Annotated in this window: 14 protein-coding genes; 12 read left to right on the top strand and 2 right to left on the bottom strand. The window is 72.6% G+C overall.

Features of this window, described 5'->3' with window-relative positions:
- Positions 1-98: 98 nt before the first annotated feature.
- Positions 99-890: a thioesterase II family protein gene (locus ACFCLZ_RS05310; protein WP_380283507.1), complete on the bottom strand. Its 792-nt coding sequence runs from the start codon at positions 888-890 to the stop codon at positions 99-101.
- Between the two features lie 228 nt (positions 891-1118).
- Between ACFCLZ_RS05310 and ACFCLZ_RS05305 the strand changes: the two genes are divergently transcribed.
- Positions 1119-1910 carry an ABC transporter ATP-binding protein gene (locus ACFCLZ_RS05305; RefSeq protein WP_380286083.1) on the top strand — a complete coding sequence of 264 codons (792 nt, stop codon included), beginning with the start codon at positions 1119-1121 and terminating at the stop codon, positions 1908-1910.
- 3 nt (positions 1911-1913) lie between these two features.
- The gene (locus ACFCLZ_RS05300) at positions 1914-3278 is read left to right on the top strand and encodes an FtsX-like permease family protein (RefSeq protein ID WP_380283506.1); all 1365 of its coding nucleotides are present in this window, start codon (positions 1914-1916) and stop codon (positions 3276-3278) included.
- An 85-nt stretch (positions 3279-3363) separates the two neighbouring features.
- On the opposite strand, the gene ACFCLZ_RS05295 is transcribed toward ACFCLZ_RS05300, so the two are convergent.
- Complete coding sequence (locus ACFCLZ_RS05295; RefSeq protein ID WP_380283505.1) at positions 3364-4911, bottom strand: AMP-binding protein; 1548 nt, start codon at positions 4909-4911, stop codon at positions 3364-3366.
- A 79-nt stretch (positions 4912-4990) separates the two neighbouring features.
- On the opposite strand from ACFCLZ_RS05295, the gene ACFCLZ_RS05290 reads away from it, so the two are divergent.
- The 10 genes from ACFCLZ_RS05290 to ACFCLZ_RS05245 all read left to right on the top strand — a co-directional run bounded on the left by ACFCLZ_RS05290 (position 4991) and on the right by ACFCLZ_RS05245 (position 15668).
- On the top strand, positions 4991-5236 hold the full coding sequence (locus ACFCLZ_RS05290; protein ID WP_380283504.1) for a phosphopantetheine-binding protein: 246 nt from the start codon (positions 4991-4993) through the stop codon (positions 5234-5236).
- 407 nt (positions 5237-5643) lie between these two features.
- Positions 5644-6894, top strand: a complete 1251-nt coding sequence (locus ACFCLZ_RS05285; protein WP_380283503.1) for a sensor histidine kinase — start codon at positions 5644-5646, stop codon at positions 6892-6894.
- A complete protein-coding gene (locus tag ACFCLZ_RS05280) occupies positions 6867-7523 on the top strand; it encodes a response regulator (protein ID WP_380283502.1) in 657 nt (218 codons plus the stop codon). Before ACFCLZ_RS05285 ends, ACFCLZ_RS05280 begins: the two co-directional genes overlap by 28 nt.
- Before the next feature lie 208 nt (positions 7524-7731).
- Entirely contained in the window at positions 7732-8622 is an 891-nt protein-coding gene (locus ACFCLZ_RS05275) for a proline iminopeptidase-family hydrolase (protein WP_380283501.1), read from the top strand.
- A 67-nt stretch (positions 8623-8689) separates the two neighbouring features.
- Positions 8690-9652 carry an ACP S-malonyltransferase gene (locus ACFCLZ_RS05270; RefSeq protein ID WP_380283500.1) on the top strand — a complete coding sequence of 321 codons (963 nt, stop codon included), beginning with the start codon at positions 8690-8692 and terminating at the stop codon, positions 9650-9652.
- A 237-nt stretch (positions 9653-9889) separates the two neighbouring features.
- Positions 9890-11365: an AMP-binding protein gene (locus ACFCLZ_RS05265; protein WP_380283499.1), complete on the top strand. Its 1476-nt coding sequence runs from the start codon at positions 9890-9892 to the stop codon at positions 11363-11365.
- The gene (locus ACFCLZ_RS05260; RefSeq protein ID WP_380283498.1) at positions 11362-12630 is read left to right on the top strand and encodes a type III PLP-dependent enzyme; all 1269 of its coding nucleotides are present in this window, start codon (positions 11362-11364) and stop codon (positions 12628-12630) included. Before ACFCLZ_RS05265 ends, ACFCLZ_RS05260 begins: the two co-directional genes overlap by 4 nt.
- 119 nt (positions 12631-12749) lie before the next feature.
- Positions 12750-13154: a cobalamin B12-binding domain-containing protein gene (locus ACFCLZ_RS05255; RefSeq protein ID WP_380286082.1), complete on the top strand. Its 405-nt coding sequence runs from the start codon at positions 12750-12752 to the stop codon at positions 13152-13154.
- Positions 13141-14472: a methylaspartate mutase gene (locus tag ACFCLZ_RS05250; protein WP_380283497.1), complete on the top strand. Its 1332-nt coding sequence runs from the start codon at positions 13141-13143 to the stop codon at positions 14470-14472. Before ACFCLZ_RS05255 ends, ACFCLZ_RS05250 begins: the two co-directional genes overlap by 14 nt.
- A complete protein-coding gene (locus ACFCLZ_RS05245) occupies positions 14469-15668 on the top strand; it encodes a cytochrome P450 (RefSeq protein ID WP_380283496.1) in 1200 nt (399 codons plus the stop codon). The genes ACFCLZ_RS05250 and ACFCLZ_RS05245 overlap by 4 nt, the downstream gene beginning before the upstream one ends.
- Positions 15669-15699 lie beyond the last annotated feature (31 nt).

The following is a 15699-nucleotide window of genomic DNA, read 5'->3' as shown; positions in this document are numbered from 1 at the left end:
CGAAGGCGTCGCCGGGCATCCGCGTACGGTCCCGCCTGCGACGATTCGGCGCCCCTACGGAGCGTGGGCGTCGACCCCTGGGCGAACCCCGCGCGGTGTCAGGGGTGCAGCGGGGCGCCCGCCCAGGCGCTCATCCGGTCGCGGACCGACGCGAGCACGGCCGGCGCCTGCTCGGAGAGGTAGAAGTGGCCGCCGGGGAACTCCTCGATCCGGCACTCGGCCGTGGTGTGCCGCTCCCAGGCGAGGTTCTCCTCGGGGCTGGTCATCTCGTCGCTGTCGCCGGTGAGCACCTGGATCGGGCAGTCGAGCACCGGGCCGGAGTCGGCCCGGTAGGTCTCCACCGCCTTGTAGTCCCCGCGCACCGCCGTCAGGACCATGCCGAGCAGGTCCTCGTCGTCGAGCACCTCGTCGCCGGTGCCGCTCAGCTCCCTGAGGGCGCTGATGATGCCCTGGTCGTCGCGCCGGTGCACGGACTCGTCCCGTACGGTGGACGGCGCGCGCCGGCCGGAGGCGAACAGGCCGAGCGGCTCGATGCCCTCGGCCCGCAGCCGCCGGGCCACCTCGTAGCCGACCAGGGCGCCCATGCTGTGGCCGAACAGGGCCAGCGGCCGGTCGCACCAGGGGCGCAGCTCGGCGGTGATCAGGTCGGCGAGGACGCGCACGTCCTCGATCACCGGCTCGGTGCGCCGGTCCTGCCGGCCGGGGTACTGCACGGCCAGGACGTCGATCCCGGGAGCCAGTGCCCTGGCGACGGGGAAGTAGTAGGTCGCGGCCCCGCCGGCGTGCGGCAGGCACACGAGCCGGACGGCGGCGTCCTCGGCGGGGTGGAAGCGGCGGATCCAGGCGCCCAGGTCGCGGGCCCTGTTCTGGGTCGGTGCGTCGGTCGTCATAGTGCCTCGAATCTGGCAGCCTCACCTGGGCCGTTCAACCCCTATCGGCCCGGGCCGGGCCAGGGGTGCCGGGCCCTTGTCGGGCGGCAACGGCGCAGCTGGTGCGGTCCCCCGAGAGGAGTGGGGTGTTAGCCCTACCATCGGCGGGGAGTTTCCACCCCTGACTCCCGTCGGTCCGCGCGCGATGCTCATAAGCAGCAGGAATTGCGCCCGACGAGATGAGGAATGATGAACCGAGTAGGCGCCCTGGGCCGTCCGGTCGTGGGGGACGTACTTCGACTGACTTCGGTCAGCAAGGTCTACGACAGGACCGGCGTCCCGGTCAGCGCGCTCAACAATGTGAACCTGTCCATCGCCGCCGGTACCTTCACCGCGATCATGGGGCCCTCGGGGTCCGGCAAGAGCACCCTGTTGCACTGCGCCTCGGGCCTCGACCGGCCGACCAGTGGCGAGGTGAGCATCGCCGGCCAGCCGATGGCCTTCGGCAACGAGACCGATCTGACGAGGTTCCGGCGCGGCCGGATCGGCTTCGTCTTCCAGCAGTTCAACCTGCTGCCTTCGCTGACGGTCCGCCAGAACATCACGCTGCCGCTCCGGCTGGAGGGCAAGCGGGTGGACCGGCAGCGGATGGCCGCCGTGGTGGAGCGGGTGGACCTGACCCGCCGGCTCGACCACCACCCGGCCCAGCTGTCCGGTGGTGAGCAGCAGCGGGTGGCGATCGCCCGGGCGCTGGTCACCAACCCGCAGATCATCTTCGCCGACGAGCCGACCGGTGCGCTCGACACCCACCGGGCCGGCGAGGTGCTCGACCTGTTCGACCAGGCCGTGCGCGAGTTCGGCCAGACGGTGATCATGGTGACCCACGACCCGATCGCCGCTTCGCACGCCGATCTGGTGCTGTTCCTGGTCGACGGCCGGATCGTCGACGAGATGGCCCGGCCCAACCCGGCCGCCGTCGCCGAAGAGATGGCACGCCTGGGTGAGGAAGTCGCCCGCCGTCACGCCCGATCGGAGTCCTGATCCATGTTCCGCATCGCCCTGAGCTCGCTGCGACTGCGCAAGGGCAGCTTCGCCGCGACCTTCCTGAACGTGTTCCTCGGCGCGGCCATCCTGATGGCCTTCTCCTCGCTGTTCGACACCGGTGTCGCCGACGGTGTCTCGGCGCAGGACAAGAAGACCCTGACCACGATGTGCTACGTGGTGGACGGCTGGGGGGTGCTGATCGTGGCCTTCGGGATCGCGGCCACCCTCAACCTGACGGTGCGCCAGCGGAGCAGCGAGATCGCCCTGCTCAAGTCGGCGGGCGCGGTCCCGGGCCAGATCACCCGGATGATCATGGCCGAGACCGCGGTGGTCACCCTGCTGGCCGCCGTGGTCGCGATCCCGGTCGGCTACTTCGCCGGGAAGGCCGTGGTGAACACGCTGGTCTCCACCAAGCAGGTCACCCGCGGCATCGACTACCACTTCGGTGTGATGGCGCTGGGCACCGGGCTCGGCGTCACCTTCCTGGCCGCCGCGATCGCCGCGTACGTCACCGGCCGCCGGGCCGCCACGATCAGCACCCGCGAGGCGCTGGTCTCCAGCGTGGCGGGCACCACGAAGATGACCAAGAAGCGGATCGCCTTCGGCATCCTCTTCCTGCTGCTCGGCATCGACGCCGGCGTGCTGGTGTCGACCGTGCTCAAGGACCGCGGCTACATCACCATGTCCATCGCCGGCGAGGCGTGCATCCACGTCTCGATCGGTCTGTCCCTGCTCTCCCCGGTCCTGCTGCGGGTGGCCAGCACGCTGGTCGGGAGCCTGGCGCGCGGGTTCGGCGGCACCCCGGGCTACCTGGCCCAGGCCAACATCCGGCAGCGCTCGGGCCGGATGGCGGGCGTGCTGATGCCGATCATCCTGTTCGTCGGGATGGCGGCCGGCTCGCTGTACATGCAGGTGCTCCAGAACGACGCGGTCTCCTCGGGCCGGCTGGTGCGCTCCCAGGACGACAAGAACGTGGAGACCCTCAACTTCGTGATCGTCTCCACGATCGCGGTCTTCGCGGCGATCGTGCTGATCAACCTCGCGGTCACCGCGACGGTCTACCGGCGGCGCGAGTTCGGCCAGCAGCGGCTGATCGGCTCCACCCCCGGGCAGGTCGTGCGCACGGTGGGGTTCGAGAGCGCGATCATCGTGGTCACCGGGCTGATCGCGGGCACCATCGCGGCGCTGGCCTCGATCATCCCGTTCAGCATCGCCACGGCGGACCAGGCGGTGCCGGACGTCGGCCCGGGCATCTACCTCACGGTGGTGGCCATCGTCATCGCGCTGACCTTCGCGGCCAACCTGGGCGCCGCCCGCCGCACGGTGCGGGAGCACCCGCTCGACGCCCTCGCGGCGGCGGCCTGAGGCCAGGGTCGCGGGCGCGGGGGAAGTCCCCGGGAGGTACCGGACCTCCCGGGGACTTCCCCGCGCCCGACTCGGCGCTTGCGGCTCAGAGGTCCGTGAGCGCGGCGGCCGTCGCGGTGAGCGCGCCCCGGTCCACCTTCCGGTTGGGCGACAGCGGGAACTCCTCGACGTACAGGAACCGGCGCGGGATCGCACCGGCCGGCAGCAGCTCCCGCAGCCCCCGGACCAGCTCGACGGTGGGGACCGGCTCCCCGGTGCAGAAGGCCACCAGCACGGTGCCGGCGGGCGTCGGGGCGCCGACCACCACCGCGTCCCGGACCCCGCAGGCGCGCAGCGCGTGCTCGGCCTCGGCGGGCTCGATCCGCCAGCCCTGCACCTGGATCTGCGAGTCCAGGCGGCCCAGGTACGCCAGGTCCGCCCCGCAGGGGCCGATGCGGCGGGCCCGGTCACCGGTGCGGTAGTAGCGCCGGCCGGCGCGCTCCAGGAACCGGCCGGTGGCGTCGGCCGGATCCAGGTACCCGGGGGTGAGCTGGGGGCCGGCGATGCAGAGCTCGCCCTCGTCGGTGGCCGGCTCCCCGTCCGCGTCGAGCAGCAGGACCTCGTGACCGGCGTGGACGGCGCCGATCGGCACCACGCCGTTGACCGCGACGGCCGCCGTCGTGTCGTCGGACCAGCGGTAGGCCGCGATGGTCACGGTGAGCTCGGTCGGGCCGTACAGGTTCTCGACGGTCGCCGCCGGCGCGGCCCGCCGCCAGTCCTCGACGTCCCGGCAGGTCAGCGCCTCGCCCGCGAAGAAGCTCCAGCGCAGGCCCGGCATCGCGCCCGGGGCCAGGCCGCCGGTGCGGCGCACCAGGTCGATGGCGCTCGGGGTGGAGAACCAGACCGTCACGCCGTGGTCGGCCAGGAACTCCGGCAGCGCCCGGAACGCGTGCGGCGGCAGGGTGAGGAACTCGGCGCCCGCGCCCCAGGCGCAGAACAGATCGAACACCGAGCAGTCGAAGTTCAGGTCGAAGACCTGCGAGAACACGTCCGCGGGGCCGAAGTCGTAGCGCGCGTCCAGCAGGGAGAAGTAGTGGGCGAAGGCACCGTGCGTCAGGCGCACGCCCTTGGGCCGGCCGGTCGAGCCGGAGGTGAACAGGACGTAGGCGAGGTCGTCCGCGGCCACCGCCCGGGGCTCGGCGAGCGCCGCGGCCGGGTCCACCTTCAGGGTGGCGTACGGCAGGTCGTCGGCCCGCGCGGTGCCGTCCGGGCCGACCAGGAGCACCGCCCGGTCCCGGCGGACCTCGGCCAGGGTGGGCACCGACTCCCGGTCGGCGATCACCACGTCCACCCCGGCGGCGTCCGCCATCTGGGCCAGCCGGGCGGCCGGGAAGTCCGGGCGCAGGGGCACCACCGTGGCGCCGGCGTACAGCGCGGCGAGGATCGCGGTGTACGCCCCGGGCCCCTTGCGGGCCAGGACGCCGACGGTCCGGGCCCGTTCGGCGACCAGGGTGCCGGCCCAGAGCAGGGCCTGTTCGTGCAACTGCCGGTAGGTCCGGGCGTCGTCGCCGTGGCGCACCGCCGTCCCCTCGGGGGAGGCGGCCAGACCACGCAGGAACCGGGCCGGGAGCGTGTTCTCTGTCGGGAATTCCATGTCCGCCTCCGATGGCCGGGAATGAAATAGGGGTTCGAACTCGTCGACCCGAACTGACGCCGTCGGTAAGGTCGCCGGCATGTGGGATGAGCGATTCGAAGAATCCGTGCGCCGTTTTCTGCCGTATCTGCCCGCCGATGAGGAACTCGTCGCCGACGCCCCGTTGCGGGATTTCGGTCTCGACTCCCTGGCGACAGTCGACCTGCTTTCCGTACTGGAGGACGCCTACGACGTCAGGTTCTACGACGAGGCCCTGTCACTGGCGACGTTCGAGACGCCCGAGACGCTCTGGAAGACGCTTTCCCGGATCCGGACGGAGGCGTAGCGGCACTCCGGTGCCACCACACCGGCGGCCCGGTCCGGGCCGCCCGACCACGGCGGATCCACCGCGCGGCCACGTCCTTCGGGCGTGGCCGCCTCGTCGTGAACCGGCGCCGCCTGCCCCGCCATCCTCGGGCTCCTCTCCTCCGTCCCCCATGTTTAGCGACTGCACCCGTGAACGGACCAGCCCCTTAGGGGCACCCCACGGGCCGTGCGAGGGGGTAGGGGTGCCGGTCGGCGGCCCGCGCGAGGGCCGGTCCGGATCTTGATCGGGGTGTTTACCCCCCTGACAAGACGTCACCGAGGCCCAAGACTTGGTCCGGAGGACAGGCACGAGTACGAGGAGACGACAGTGACCCGAGCACGCACGGGCGGCGGGCCGGCCGCCGCCCCGGCCCCGGCGGGGCAGTCATGAGCGGGGTGTCGCGGGTGGCCGGCCGGGTCGCCCGGGTGCTGACGGCCTGCGGCCGGGGCCTGGTGCAGGCCGCGGTGTCCCAGTTCGCCGGTGTGCCGCTGCTGGTCGGGTCCCTCCTGTCGATCGTCTTCCTGCCCCTGGGCCTCGGGGTCCTGACCGCGCCGGTCCTGCTCAGGGGGACGCGCGCGTTCGCCGACACCCAGCGCCGCTGGGCGCGGGAGTGGTCCGGGGTGCCGATCGCCTCGCCGTACCGGCCGCTGCCGCGCATCGAGCCGGGCCCGGCCGGCCGGGTCGAGCTGTGCCGGCAGCTGGTCAGGGACCCGGCGACCTGGCGCGACCTGCTCTGGCTGCTGCTGAACGTGCCGGTGGGCGCGCTCCTCGGGGTGCTGCCCGCCGCGTTGCTCGTCAACGGGCTCGGCGGGATCCTGGTGGCCCCGTTCCTGGTGGCGCTGACCACCGCCCACCACCTGTACTGGACCCTGAACATCCCGCTGGGCGCGCTCTGCCTCACCGCCGTGATCGCCGCGGCGCCGCTGATCGTCAAGGGCCACGCGCTGTTCTGCTCCGCGCTGTTGGCGCCCGGCCGCGGGCAGCTGTCCGCCCGGGTCGACTCCCTGACCGACTCGCGCACCCAGGTCGTGGACGCCTCGGCGGCCGAGCTGCGCCGGATCGAGCGCGACCTGCACGACGGCGCGCAGGCCCGGCTGGTCGCCCTCGGCATGAACATCGGCCTGGCCGAGCAGCTGATCAAGCACGATCCGGAGGCGGCCTCGGCGCTGATGGTCGAGGCCCGGGAGCACAGCGGGCAGGCCCTCTCCGACCTGCGTGACCTGGTCCGCGGCATCCACCCGCCGGTGCTGGCCGAACGCGGTCTGGACGGGGCGGTCCGGGCCCTGGCGATGTCCATGCCGTTCCCCGTGGACGTGCGGATCGAACTGCCGGGCCGGCCCGAGGCGCCGGTGGAGTCGGCCGTGTACTTCGCCGTGGCCGAAGCGCTCACCAACGCCGCCAAGCACAGCGGCGCGAGCCGCGCCTGGGCGCAGTTGAGCCACGACCACGGCAGACTGGTGGCGATCGTCGGCGACGACGGGATCGGCGGAGTCTGCCCGACGGCGGGCGGCGGACTGGCGGGGGTGGAGCGCCGGCTGGCAGCCTTCGACGGAGTGCTCGTCGTGACCAGTCCCGTCGGGGGACCCACCATCATCACCATGGAGCTGCCATGCGCGTTGTCATCGCCGAAGACCTGACCCTGCTGAGGGACGGGTTGATCAGGCTCTTGACCGCCTACGGCCTGGAGGTGGTGGAGGCGGTGGACAACGGTCCGTCGCTGGCGCAGGCGCTGGCCGTGCACCGGCCGGACGTCGCGGTGGTGGACGTACGGCTGCCCCCGACCCAGACCGACGAGGGCCTGCGCGTCGCGCTCGAAGCCCGCCGGCACACGCCGGACCTGCCGGTCCTGGTGCTGTCGCAGCACGTCGAGCAGCTCTACGCCAAGGAACTCCTCGCGGCCAGCGGCGGGGGCCTCGGCTACCTCCTCAAGGACCGGGTGTCGGACGTGACGCGGTTCGTCGACGCCGTCAGGACGGTCGCCGCGGGCGGCACCGTCCTGGACCCGGTCGTGGTCAACCAGTTGCTGTCGCGCCACTCGCAGAACAAGACCCTGCAGAACCTGACCCCGCGTGAGCAGGAGGTGCTGGGCCTGATGGCCGAGGGGCGGACCAACGCGGGCATCGGCGGCCGCCTCACCATCACGGAGAAGGCGGTCTGCAAGCACATCAACAACATCTTCAGCAAGCTCGACCTGATCCCCCACGACGACGACAACCGCCGGGTGCTGGCCGTCCTGGCCTACCTCAGCGAGAACCAGCCGACCTGATCCGACGAGACCCCGTGAGGCCCCTCCGGCGCGGTGCCGCAGGGGCCTTCGCCTGCCCGGGGCCGGGTCCCCCGTAGGGGTGTTCGGCGGGGGCCGGGTGGTCGGCGGCGGTGGCGCCGGCACCCCCTAAGGGGCTGGTTCCGAGGCGGTGGACGCGGCTAGACATGGAGGGCGGGACCGGCCGCTGACTGGCAGTGAGGTGATCGGGATGGACGTCGCCAAGGGGGTGGTCCCCTTCGGGGAGTACCGGACCTGGTACCGGATGACCGGGACGCCCGGCGCCGGGCGCCCGGTCGTGGTGGTGGTGCACGGCGGGCCCGGCAGTACGCACGACTACCTGTCGAACCTGGGCGAACTGGCCCGCTCCGGCTGGCCGGTGCTGCACTACGACCAGCTCGGCAACGGCGGGTCCACCCGGCTGCCCGACAAGGGCGCGGACTTCTGGACCCCCGAGCTGTTCGCGGCGGAACTGGACAACCTGCTGGGCTCCCTGGGCGTGACGGACGACTACGTGCTGTTCGGGCACTCCTGGGGCGGTCTGCTGGGGGCCCGGCACGCCGCGGGCCGGCCGCCGGGGCTGCGCGGCCTGGTGGTCGCCGACTCGCCCGCCTCCTACCCGCTGTGGCGCCAGGAGATGGCCGTCCTGCGGGCGGCCCTGCCGCCGGGGGTGGACGAGACGCTCCGGCGCCACGAGGAGGCCGGTACCACCGCCTCCCACGAGTACTACAAGGCGGTGCGGGTCTTCTACGACCGCCACGTGTGCCGGGTCGTCCCGTGGCCGCGCGACTACCGGGCCTCGTACCTGGAGATGTCGGAGGACCCGACGGTCTACTCGGTGATGAACGGGCCGAGCGAGTTCCACGTCGTCGGCACGCTCAAGGACTGGTCCGTGGTGGACTGCCTGCCCGAGATCGACGTCCCCACCCTCCTGGTCACCGGCCGGTACGACGAGGCCACCCCGGTGACCGCGCAGCCGTACTTCGACCTGATCCCCGACGTGCGCTGGGAGGTCTTCGAGGAGTCGAGCCACGTGCCGAACCTGGAGGAGCCCGAGCGTTTCCTCGCGGTCCTGCTCGAATTCCTCAAGGGCCTCGCATGACCCGCACGACCCGCAGGACCGGAACGACCCGCAGGACCCGCACCACTCGGACGAACAGGGGGAAGCGATGACCACCGGTGACATGGGGACGGGGGCGCGGACGGGGCAGGCGATGGTCTTCCCCGGCATGGCCCCGAGCAAGTTCGCGGACGTCGGCCGGTTCATGGCCGTCAACCCGTTCGCCCGCGGGCTGGCCGCCGTGGCCGGCAAGCGGCTCGGCTACCCGCTGCTGGAGCGGATGCGGCAGGACGACTCCGACTACAGCACCGCCGCCCAGGTCGGCTTCCTGGTGAACTGCCTGGCCCTGGCGCGGTGGGCGGAGCAGGAGCTGGGCGTGCGGCCGGACGTCTGCGCCGGGCCGAGCTTCGGCGAGAAGGCGCTGGCGGCCTACTGCGGCGCCCTGGAGGTCGAGGACGCGGTCTGGATGACGGCCCGGCTGGCCCGGCTGCAGGACACGTTCTTCGCGACCGAGTTCCAGGACGTCGTGACGCACTCGTTCACCCGCACCCCGCGGGAGAAGCTGGACGAGGTCCTCGACGAGCTCACCGCCCGCGGCGAGTGGCACGAGATCTCCTGCCACATCGACCGGGACTTCTTCATGGTGTCGCTGCGGGAGCGCAACCTCGACTGGCTGCTGGAGCGGCTCCGGTCGCTGGGCGGCTTCTCGCTCTACACGATGCGGCCCCCCATGCACGCCTCCGTGTTCGGGGCACTGCGGCGCCAGGCGGAGGACGAGGTGATCGGCACGCTGCCGTTCGCCGACCCGACGCTGCCGGTGGTGGCCGACCAGGACGGCGCCGTCCTGACCACCGGCGAGCAGGTCCGCTCGATGCTCCTGGACAGCTTCGTGCGGCCCATGCGGTGGACGGACGTCGTCGACACCCTGGTGCGCCGGGACGTGGGCACGGTGTGCGTGGCCGGCCCGGACAGCCTGTTCGGCCGGGTCGCGTGCACGACCGCCAACTTCGAGGTGCTGGCCGCCACGCCGCGGCTGGCGATGCAGCCGCGGCGCCGCGGCGCGGTCGCCTGACGGCCCGGGACGGCCTTCAACTCGCCATCCCCGGAAGGTCGTTCAGCCGCACGTCGGGGCGGGTGGCGGAGCCCGGCTAGGGGACCTTAAGGGGTGTGATTCCCGGCCGGTCGGCCGTTAGTTTCTCGGTGCGGACCAGCGCGACCCCTGCGAATCCTTCGCGACATTGCTTCGTCGCGTCACCTTCTCGTGGCTTGGAGCAAGCCTGTGGACACCATCGGTCATCTGACGCGCACCATGCTTGTCCATTCCTTCCTGGACGAGGCCGAAGCCCGGAGCCCGGACGCGTACGCCGTCCAGGACGCGGCCGGCCGGTGGACCTACCGGGAGCTGGCCCGCCACAGCCGGGCGGCCGAGTACTGGCTGCAGACCCGGGGCGTGCAACGCGGCGACCGGGTCGTGGTGCAGTGGGAGACCACGCGGGAGCTGGTCGCCCTGATGTTCGGCGTCTCCCGGCGCGGCGCGGTCTTCGTCCCGCTCAACCCCGGCATGAAGCAGTACCACCTGGAGAGCGTGATCGCGAACGCGGAGCCGGTGCTGGTCCTCTCCGCCGCCGACACCGCCGACACCTGGGCCGGGATCGAGCGCGCCGCGGACGAGGGCTCGCTGGCCGAGCCGACCACGGTGGAGCCGCAGGACGTCGCGGTCCTGGTCTACACCTCGGGCAGCACCGCCGCGCCGAAGGGCGTCGTCGAGCCGCACGCGCAGATCGCCTTCGCCACCATGTCCATCGGCGCGGTGCTCGGGTACCGCGACGACGACGTGGTGTTCTGCCGCTTCCCGGTCTCCTGGGACTACGGCCTGTACAAGGTGCTGCTGTCCTGCCACGGCCGTTCCGAGATCGTGCTGGCCGGCGCGGAGTCGGACCTGCGGCTGCTGAGCCTGATCCGCCGGACCGGGGCCACCGTGGTGCCGATCGTCCCCTCGCTGGCCGCGATGATCGCCACCCTGGCCGAGCGGGACACCTCGCCGGAGGAGCCGAACCGGGTGCGGATGTTCACCAACACCGGCGCGGCCCTGCCGCAGCCCACGATCGAGAAGCTCCGCAAGGCCTTCGACGGGGCCCGGGTGGTGCGCCAGTTCGGCCAGACCGAGTGCAAGCGGATCGCCGTCATGCCGCCGGAGCTCGACGACCACCGGCCCGACTCCGTCGGCCTCCCGCTGCCCGGCACCAGGGTGCTGATCCTCGACGAGGACGGCGGGGAGCTCGGGCCCGGACAGGTCGGCGAGATCGTCGCGGCCGGTCCGCACGTGATGCCGGGCTACTGGCGGGCGCCCGAGCTGACGGCCCGCGCCTTCCGGCCCGACCCGGTCACCGGGGAACCGCGGCTGCACACCGGTGACTACGGCAGCCTCGACGAGGACGGCTTCCTGTACTTCGAGGGCCGCCGGGACGACATGTTCAAGCGCAAGGGCATCCGGATGAGCACGCTGGAGATCGAGGCCGCCGCGCTGGACGTCCCCGGGGTGCACGCCGCCGCCGTGGTGCCGCCCTCGGGCGACCGGGACCTGTGCCTCTTCGTCGAGGCCGACCTGCCGCCGCACACCGTGCTGCGCGAACTGTTCCAGCGGCTGGAGCCGCAGAAGGTCCCGTCGCTGTGCCGGGTGCTGGAGCGGATCCCGCTGACCGCGCACGGCAAGAACGCCACCGCCGAGCTGGCCCGGATGCTCGACGCCGAACTCGCCGCGCCCGCCGAGGGGGTCGCCCGATGAACCGCCCGACCGACCACCACCGCCCGACCGACCGCTACCGGGAGCTGGCCGCCCGCTACGGCACCCCGCTCTACGTCTACGACCTGGACCGGATCGCCGAGGGGCACCGCGCCCTGGCCGACTCCGTGCCCGAGGGCATCGAGCTGTACTACGCGCTGAAGGCCAACCCGCACCCCGAGGTGGCCCGCGCCCTGCGCGAGGGCTCCGACCGCCCGTGCCGCGCCGAGATCAGCTCGACCGGGGAACTGGACGCCGCGCTGGCCGCCGGCTACGAGGCCGGCGAGTGCCTCTACACCGGACCGGGCAAGACCCCGGCCGAGCTGGAGTACGCGCTCGGCCGCGGGGTGCGGATGTTCTCGGTCGAGTCGTACACCGACCTCCAGCACGTCGGCGCGGCGGCGCTGCGCCTGGGCGCGGTCGCCCGGTGCCTGCTGCGGATCAACAGCGCCGGGACGAAGGCCGCCACCACCGGGATCCGGATGATGGGCAAGCCCTCGCAGTTCGGGATCGACAGCGAGACCCTGCCGGAGCTGATGCCGCTGCTGACCTCGGTGCCCGGCACCGAGGTGGTCGGCGCGCACTTCTTCACGATGAGCAACGCGGTCGACGAGGCCGGGCTGGTCGGCGAGTTCGAACGGACCGTGCGGGACGCCGTCCGGCTGGCCGAGGAGGTCGGCCTGCCGCTGGAGTTCCTGGACATCGGCGGCGGGTTCTCCTCCCCGTACGCGGTGCCGGGCGAACGCGCCGAGTACCCGAAGCTGGCCGCCGAACTCGAACGGATCCTGGACCTGCACCTGCCCCGGTGGCGCACCGGCACGCCGCACCTGGCCGTCGAGTCCGGCCGCTACCTGGTGGGCGGCGGCGGCTTCATGCTCAGCGGCGTGGTCAACGTCAAGGACAGCCGCGGCAACCGGTTCGTGATCCTCGACGCCGGGATCAACACGCTCGGCGGGCTGTCCGGCCTGGGCCGGCTGCTGCCGGCCGCGGTGCAGCTCGACGGCGAGGAGCCGCAGGACGTGGCGAGCCTGGTCGGGCCGCTGTGCACCCCGGGCGACTCGCTGGGGCGGAACGTGCGGCTGCCGCTGCTCGAACCGGGCGACGTGATCGTCGTCCCGAACGTCGGCGCCTACGGGGTCAGCGCGAGCCTGCTCGGCTTCCTCAGCCGCCCGGCCCCGGTCGAGGTGGTGCTGCGCGGCGACGAGGTCGTCTCGGCGACCCGGCTGGAGTTCACCCGGGCCGAGGCGCCGGCGGTGGAGGTCCGATGACCGGCGCGGTCGCGGGCGGGACGTCGAACCGGGGCGTGCCGGCCGTCGGGGGAGGCCCGCTGCCCGCGCAGCGGCCCGCCGAGCCGGCGCACCCGCGCGGGACGGTGATCGTCAGCAGCATGGCCTCGGACGCGCACACCTGGAACCTGGTCTTCCTCCAACTGCTCATCGAGGAACTCGGCTTCGAGGTGGTCAACCTCGGCGCGACGGTGCCCGACGAGATGCTGCTGGAGGAGTGCCGGGAGCGCCGGCCGATGCTGCTGGTGCTCTCCAGCGTCAACGGGCACGGCTACCACGAGGGCCTGCGGGTGATCCGGCGGCTGCGCGAGGACGCCGGGCTGGCCGGCCTGCCGGTGCTGATCGGCGGCAAGCTCGGCATCACCGGCGGCGAGAGCGCCGAGCACATCGACGAGCTGCTCGGCGCCGGGTTCGACGCCGTGTTCGACGACCGGCCCGAAGGCATCACGGCGTTCACCGGCCTGCTCGGCCGGCTCTCCGAGCGGCAGGTCCATGAACTTCGGTGACCACGTGCGGCGGGTCCACGCCGACGGCGCCCTGGTGGTCCAGCCGCGGATGGGCATGGCCGACCCGGCGCTGATGCGCGCCGGGCTGGAGGCGACCGAGCGCGCCGACGCGGACACCGTCGGCACGATCACCCTGGACAGCTATACCCGGACCGGCGACCTGGACTCGGTGCGGCGGGCACTGCACGACGGCGTCGCGCTCAACGGCTACCCGATCGTCAGCTATCCGGCCGAGGTCACCCGGGGGGTGGTCGAGGGCCTGGCCGACCGGGGCTTCCCGGTGCAGGTGCGGCACGGCTCGGCCCGCCCGCTGCACATCTTCAAGGCGCTGCTGGACGCCGGGCTGCACGCCACCGAGGGCGGCCCGGTCTCCTACTGCCTGCCCTACGGGCGCACCCCGCTGGACGAGTCGGTGCGCAACTGGGAGGCGTCCTGCGAGCTGGCGGCGGACTTCGCGGCCGGCACCGGGGTGCGGCCGCACCTGGAGACCTTCGGCGGCTGCATGCTGGGCCAGCTGTGCCCGCCCAGCCAGCTGGTCGCCATCAGCGTGCTGGAGGCGCTGTTCTTCCACAGCAAGGGGATCCGCTCCCTCTCGCTCAGCTACGCCCAGCAGACCAACGCCGAACAGGACGTCGAGGCGATCCACGCGCTGCGCGCCCTGGCCGCGCAGCTGCTGCCGGGCGCCGACTGGCACGTGGTGGTCTACGCCTACATGGGCGTGTACCCGCGCACGCCCCGGGGGGCGAACGCCCTGCTGGCGGAGGCGGTCCGGCTGGCGGTGGCCACCGGCTCCGAGCGGCTGATCGTCAAGACCGTGGTCGAGTCCAGCCGGATCCCCACGGTGCAGGACAACGTGGACGCCCTCGCCTTCGCGTCCGCCGTCGCCCGGGACCACCGGCTCCCGGCCCGGCCGGACGCGCCGGCGGCGGCGACGCCCCCGCTGACCGACAACCAGGTGTACCAGGAGGCCTCGGCCCTGGTGGCGGCGGTGCTCAACGGCGCCGGCGGCATCGGCGGCGCCCTGGTCGGCGCCTTCAAGCGGGGCCTGCTCGACATCCCGTACTGCCTGCACCCGGACAACGCCGGGCGCAGCCGCAGCTACCTGGACGAGGCCGGCCGGCTGTGCTGGTCGGAGCTCGGCGGGCTCCCGCTGCACCGGATCGCCACGGTGCGCCCCGGTCGCCGGATCACCTCGGGCGATCTGAAGCAGGCCCTGTGCTACGTGCAGGACAGGTTCGACGCGGTCGCGCTCGACCGCGAGGCCGACCGGTCGGTCGGTACGGCGGAGCGCGAGACTCTGGAAGGGAAACCGGCATGACGACCGATCGGCAGACCCGCGACTACCCGTTCGACATGACGGAAGTCGATGTCTCCCCGCTGTACGCCAAGCTCCGCTCCGAGGAGCCGATGAGCCGGGTGCGCCTGCCCTACGGCGAGCCGGCCTGGCTGGCCACCACCTACGCCGACGTCAAGATGGTGATGGCCGACCCCCGGTTCAGCCGCGAGATGGCGCAGGGCCTGGACCAGCCCCGGCTGCGCCGGGAGCTGACCGGCGACGGGATCATGGGCATGGACCCGCCGGACCACACCCGGCTGCGCAAGCTCGTCAACAAGGCCTTCACCGCGCGCCGGATCGAGCAGATGCGCGCCGACATCAGGTCCCGCGTCACGCGCCTGATCGACGCGATGGTCGAGAAGGGCCGGCCGGCCGACCTGGTCGAGGACATGGCGCGGCCGCTGCCGGTGTCCGTGATCTGCGACCTGCTCGGGGTGCCGTTCTCCGACCACCACATCTTCCGCAAGTGGACCGAGGGCCTGACCAACGACTCCACCATGAACGGGAGCGTGCTGGAGGAGATCGGCGGCGAACTCGGCGAGTACATGTCCGCCCTGATCGCCCAGCGCCGCGCGGAACCGACCGACGACCTGCTCGGCGCCCTGGTCTACGCCCGCGACGACGGCGACAAGCTGACCGAGGACGAGCTGATCGCGATCGCCGGCCCCGGCCTGCTGACCGGCGGCGTCGAGACGGTCTCCTCCGGGCTGCCCAGCTTCCTGTTCACCCTGCTCGCCGACTTCCCCGACCAGCTCGCGCTGCTGCGCTCCCGTCCGGAGCTGATGCCCAACGCGGTCGAGGAACTGCTGCGCTACGTGCCGATCAACACCGCGGCGATGTTCGCCCGGTACGCCACGGAGGACGTGCGCTTCGGCGACGTGGTGGTGCGGGCGGGCGACCCGGTGATGCCGGCGCTGGCCGCGGCCAACCGGGACCCGGAGGTGTTCGAGAACCCCGAGCAGCTCGACATCACCCGTCAGGCGAACCCGCACATGGCGTTCGGGCACGGCCCGCACCACTGCATCGGGGCCGCGCTGGCGCGGATGGAGCTGCAGGAGTCGATGACCGGTTTGTTGACGCGTTTCCCGGACCTCCACCTGGCCGAGGGCCGGGAGGGCGTCCGGTGGCAGTTCGGCGTGATCGTGCGGGGACCGGTTTCCATGCCGGTCGGTTGGTGATCGGTTCCTGTTCCTGATAGGGGAGTTTCGG

Origin of the sequence: Kitasatospora purpeofusca (assembly GCF_042691725.1) — a bacterium.
Lineage (GTDB): Bacteria > Actinomycetota > Actinomycetes > Streptomycetales > Streptomycetaceae > Kitasatospora > Kitasatospora purpeofusca_B.
The sequence above is the reverse complement of the archived record's forward strand: the minus strand, read 5'-3'. Positions and strand labels throughout refer to the sequence as shown.

Bases quoted from the DNA above. Each gene is read 5' to 3' on its own strand.
- ACFCLZ_RS05245 (WP_380283496.1), top strand. From the start codon at position 14,469: ATGACGACCGATCGGCAGACCCGCGACTACCCGTTCGACATGACGGAA.
- ACFCLZ_RS05275 (WP_380283501.1), top strand. From the start codon at position 7,732: ATGGACGTCGCCAAGGGGGTGGTCCCCTTCGGGGAGTACCGGACCTGG.
- ACFCLZ_RS05295 (WP_380283505.1), bottom strand. From the start codon at position 4,911: ATGGAATTCCCGACAGAGAACACGCTCCCGGCCCGGTTCCTGCGTGGT.
- ACFCLZ_RS05265 (WP_380283499.1), top strand. From the start codon at position 9,890: ATGCTTGTCCATTCCTTCCTGGACGAGGCCGAAGCCCGGAGCCCGGAC.
- ACFCLZ_RS05300 (WP_380283506.1), top strand. From the start codon at position 1,914: ATGTTCCGCATCGCCCTGAGCTCGCTGCGACTGCGCAAGGGCAGCTTC.
- ACFCLZ_RS05290 (WP_380283504.1), top strand. From the start codon at position 4,991: ATGTGGGATGAGCGATTCGAAGAATCCGTGCGCCGTTTTCTGCCGTAT.
- ACFCLZ_RS05250 (WP_380283497.1), top strand. From the start codon at position 13,141: ATGAACTTCGGTGACCACGTGCGGCGGGTCCACGCCGACGGCGCCCTG.
- ACFCLZ_RS05305 (WP_380286083.1), top strand. From the start codon at position 1,119: ATGAACCGAGTAGGCGCCCTGGGCCGTCCGGTCGTGGGGGACGTACTT.
- ACFCLZ_RS05280 (WP_380283502.1), top strand. From the start codon at position 6,867: ATGCGCGTTGTCATCGCCGAAGACCTGACCCTGCTGAGGGACGGGTTG.
- ACFCLZ_RS05270 (WP_380283500.1), top strand. From the start codon at position 8,690: ATGACCACCGGTGACATGGGGACGGGGGCGCGGACGGGGCAGGCGATG.
- ACFCLZ_RS05255 (WP_380286082.1), top strand. From the start codon at position 12,750: ATGGCCTCGGACGCGCACACCTGGAACCTGGTCTTCCTCCAACTGCTC.
- ACFCLZ_RS05310 (WP_380283507.1), bottom strand. From the start codon at position 890: ATGACGACCGACGCACCGACCCAGAACAGGGCCCGCGACCTGGGCGCC.
- ACFCLZ_RS05285 (WP_380283503.1), top strand. From the start codon at position 5,644: ATGAGCGGGGTGTCGCGGGTGGCCGGCCGGGTCGCCCGGGTGCTGACG.
- ACFCLZ_RS05260 (WP_380283498.1), top strand. From the start codon at position 11,362: ATGAACCGCCCGACCGACCACCACCGCCCGACCGACCGCTACCGGGAG.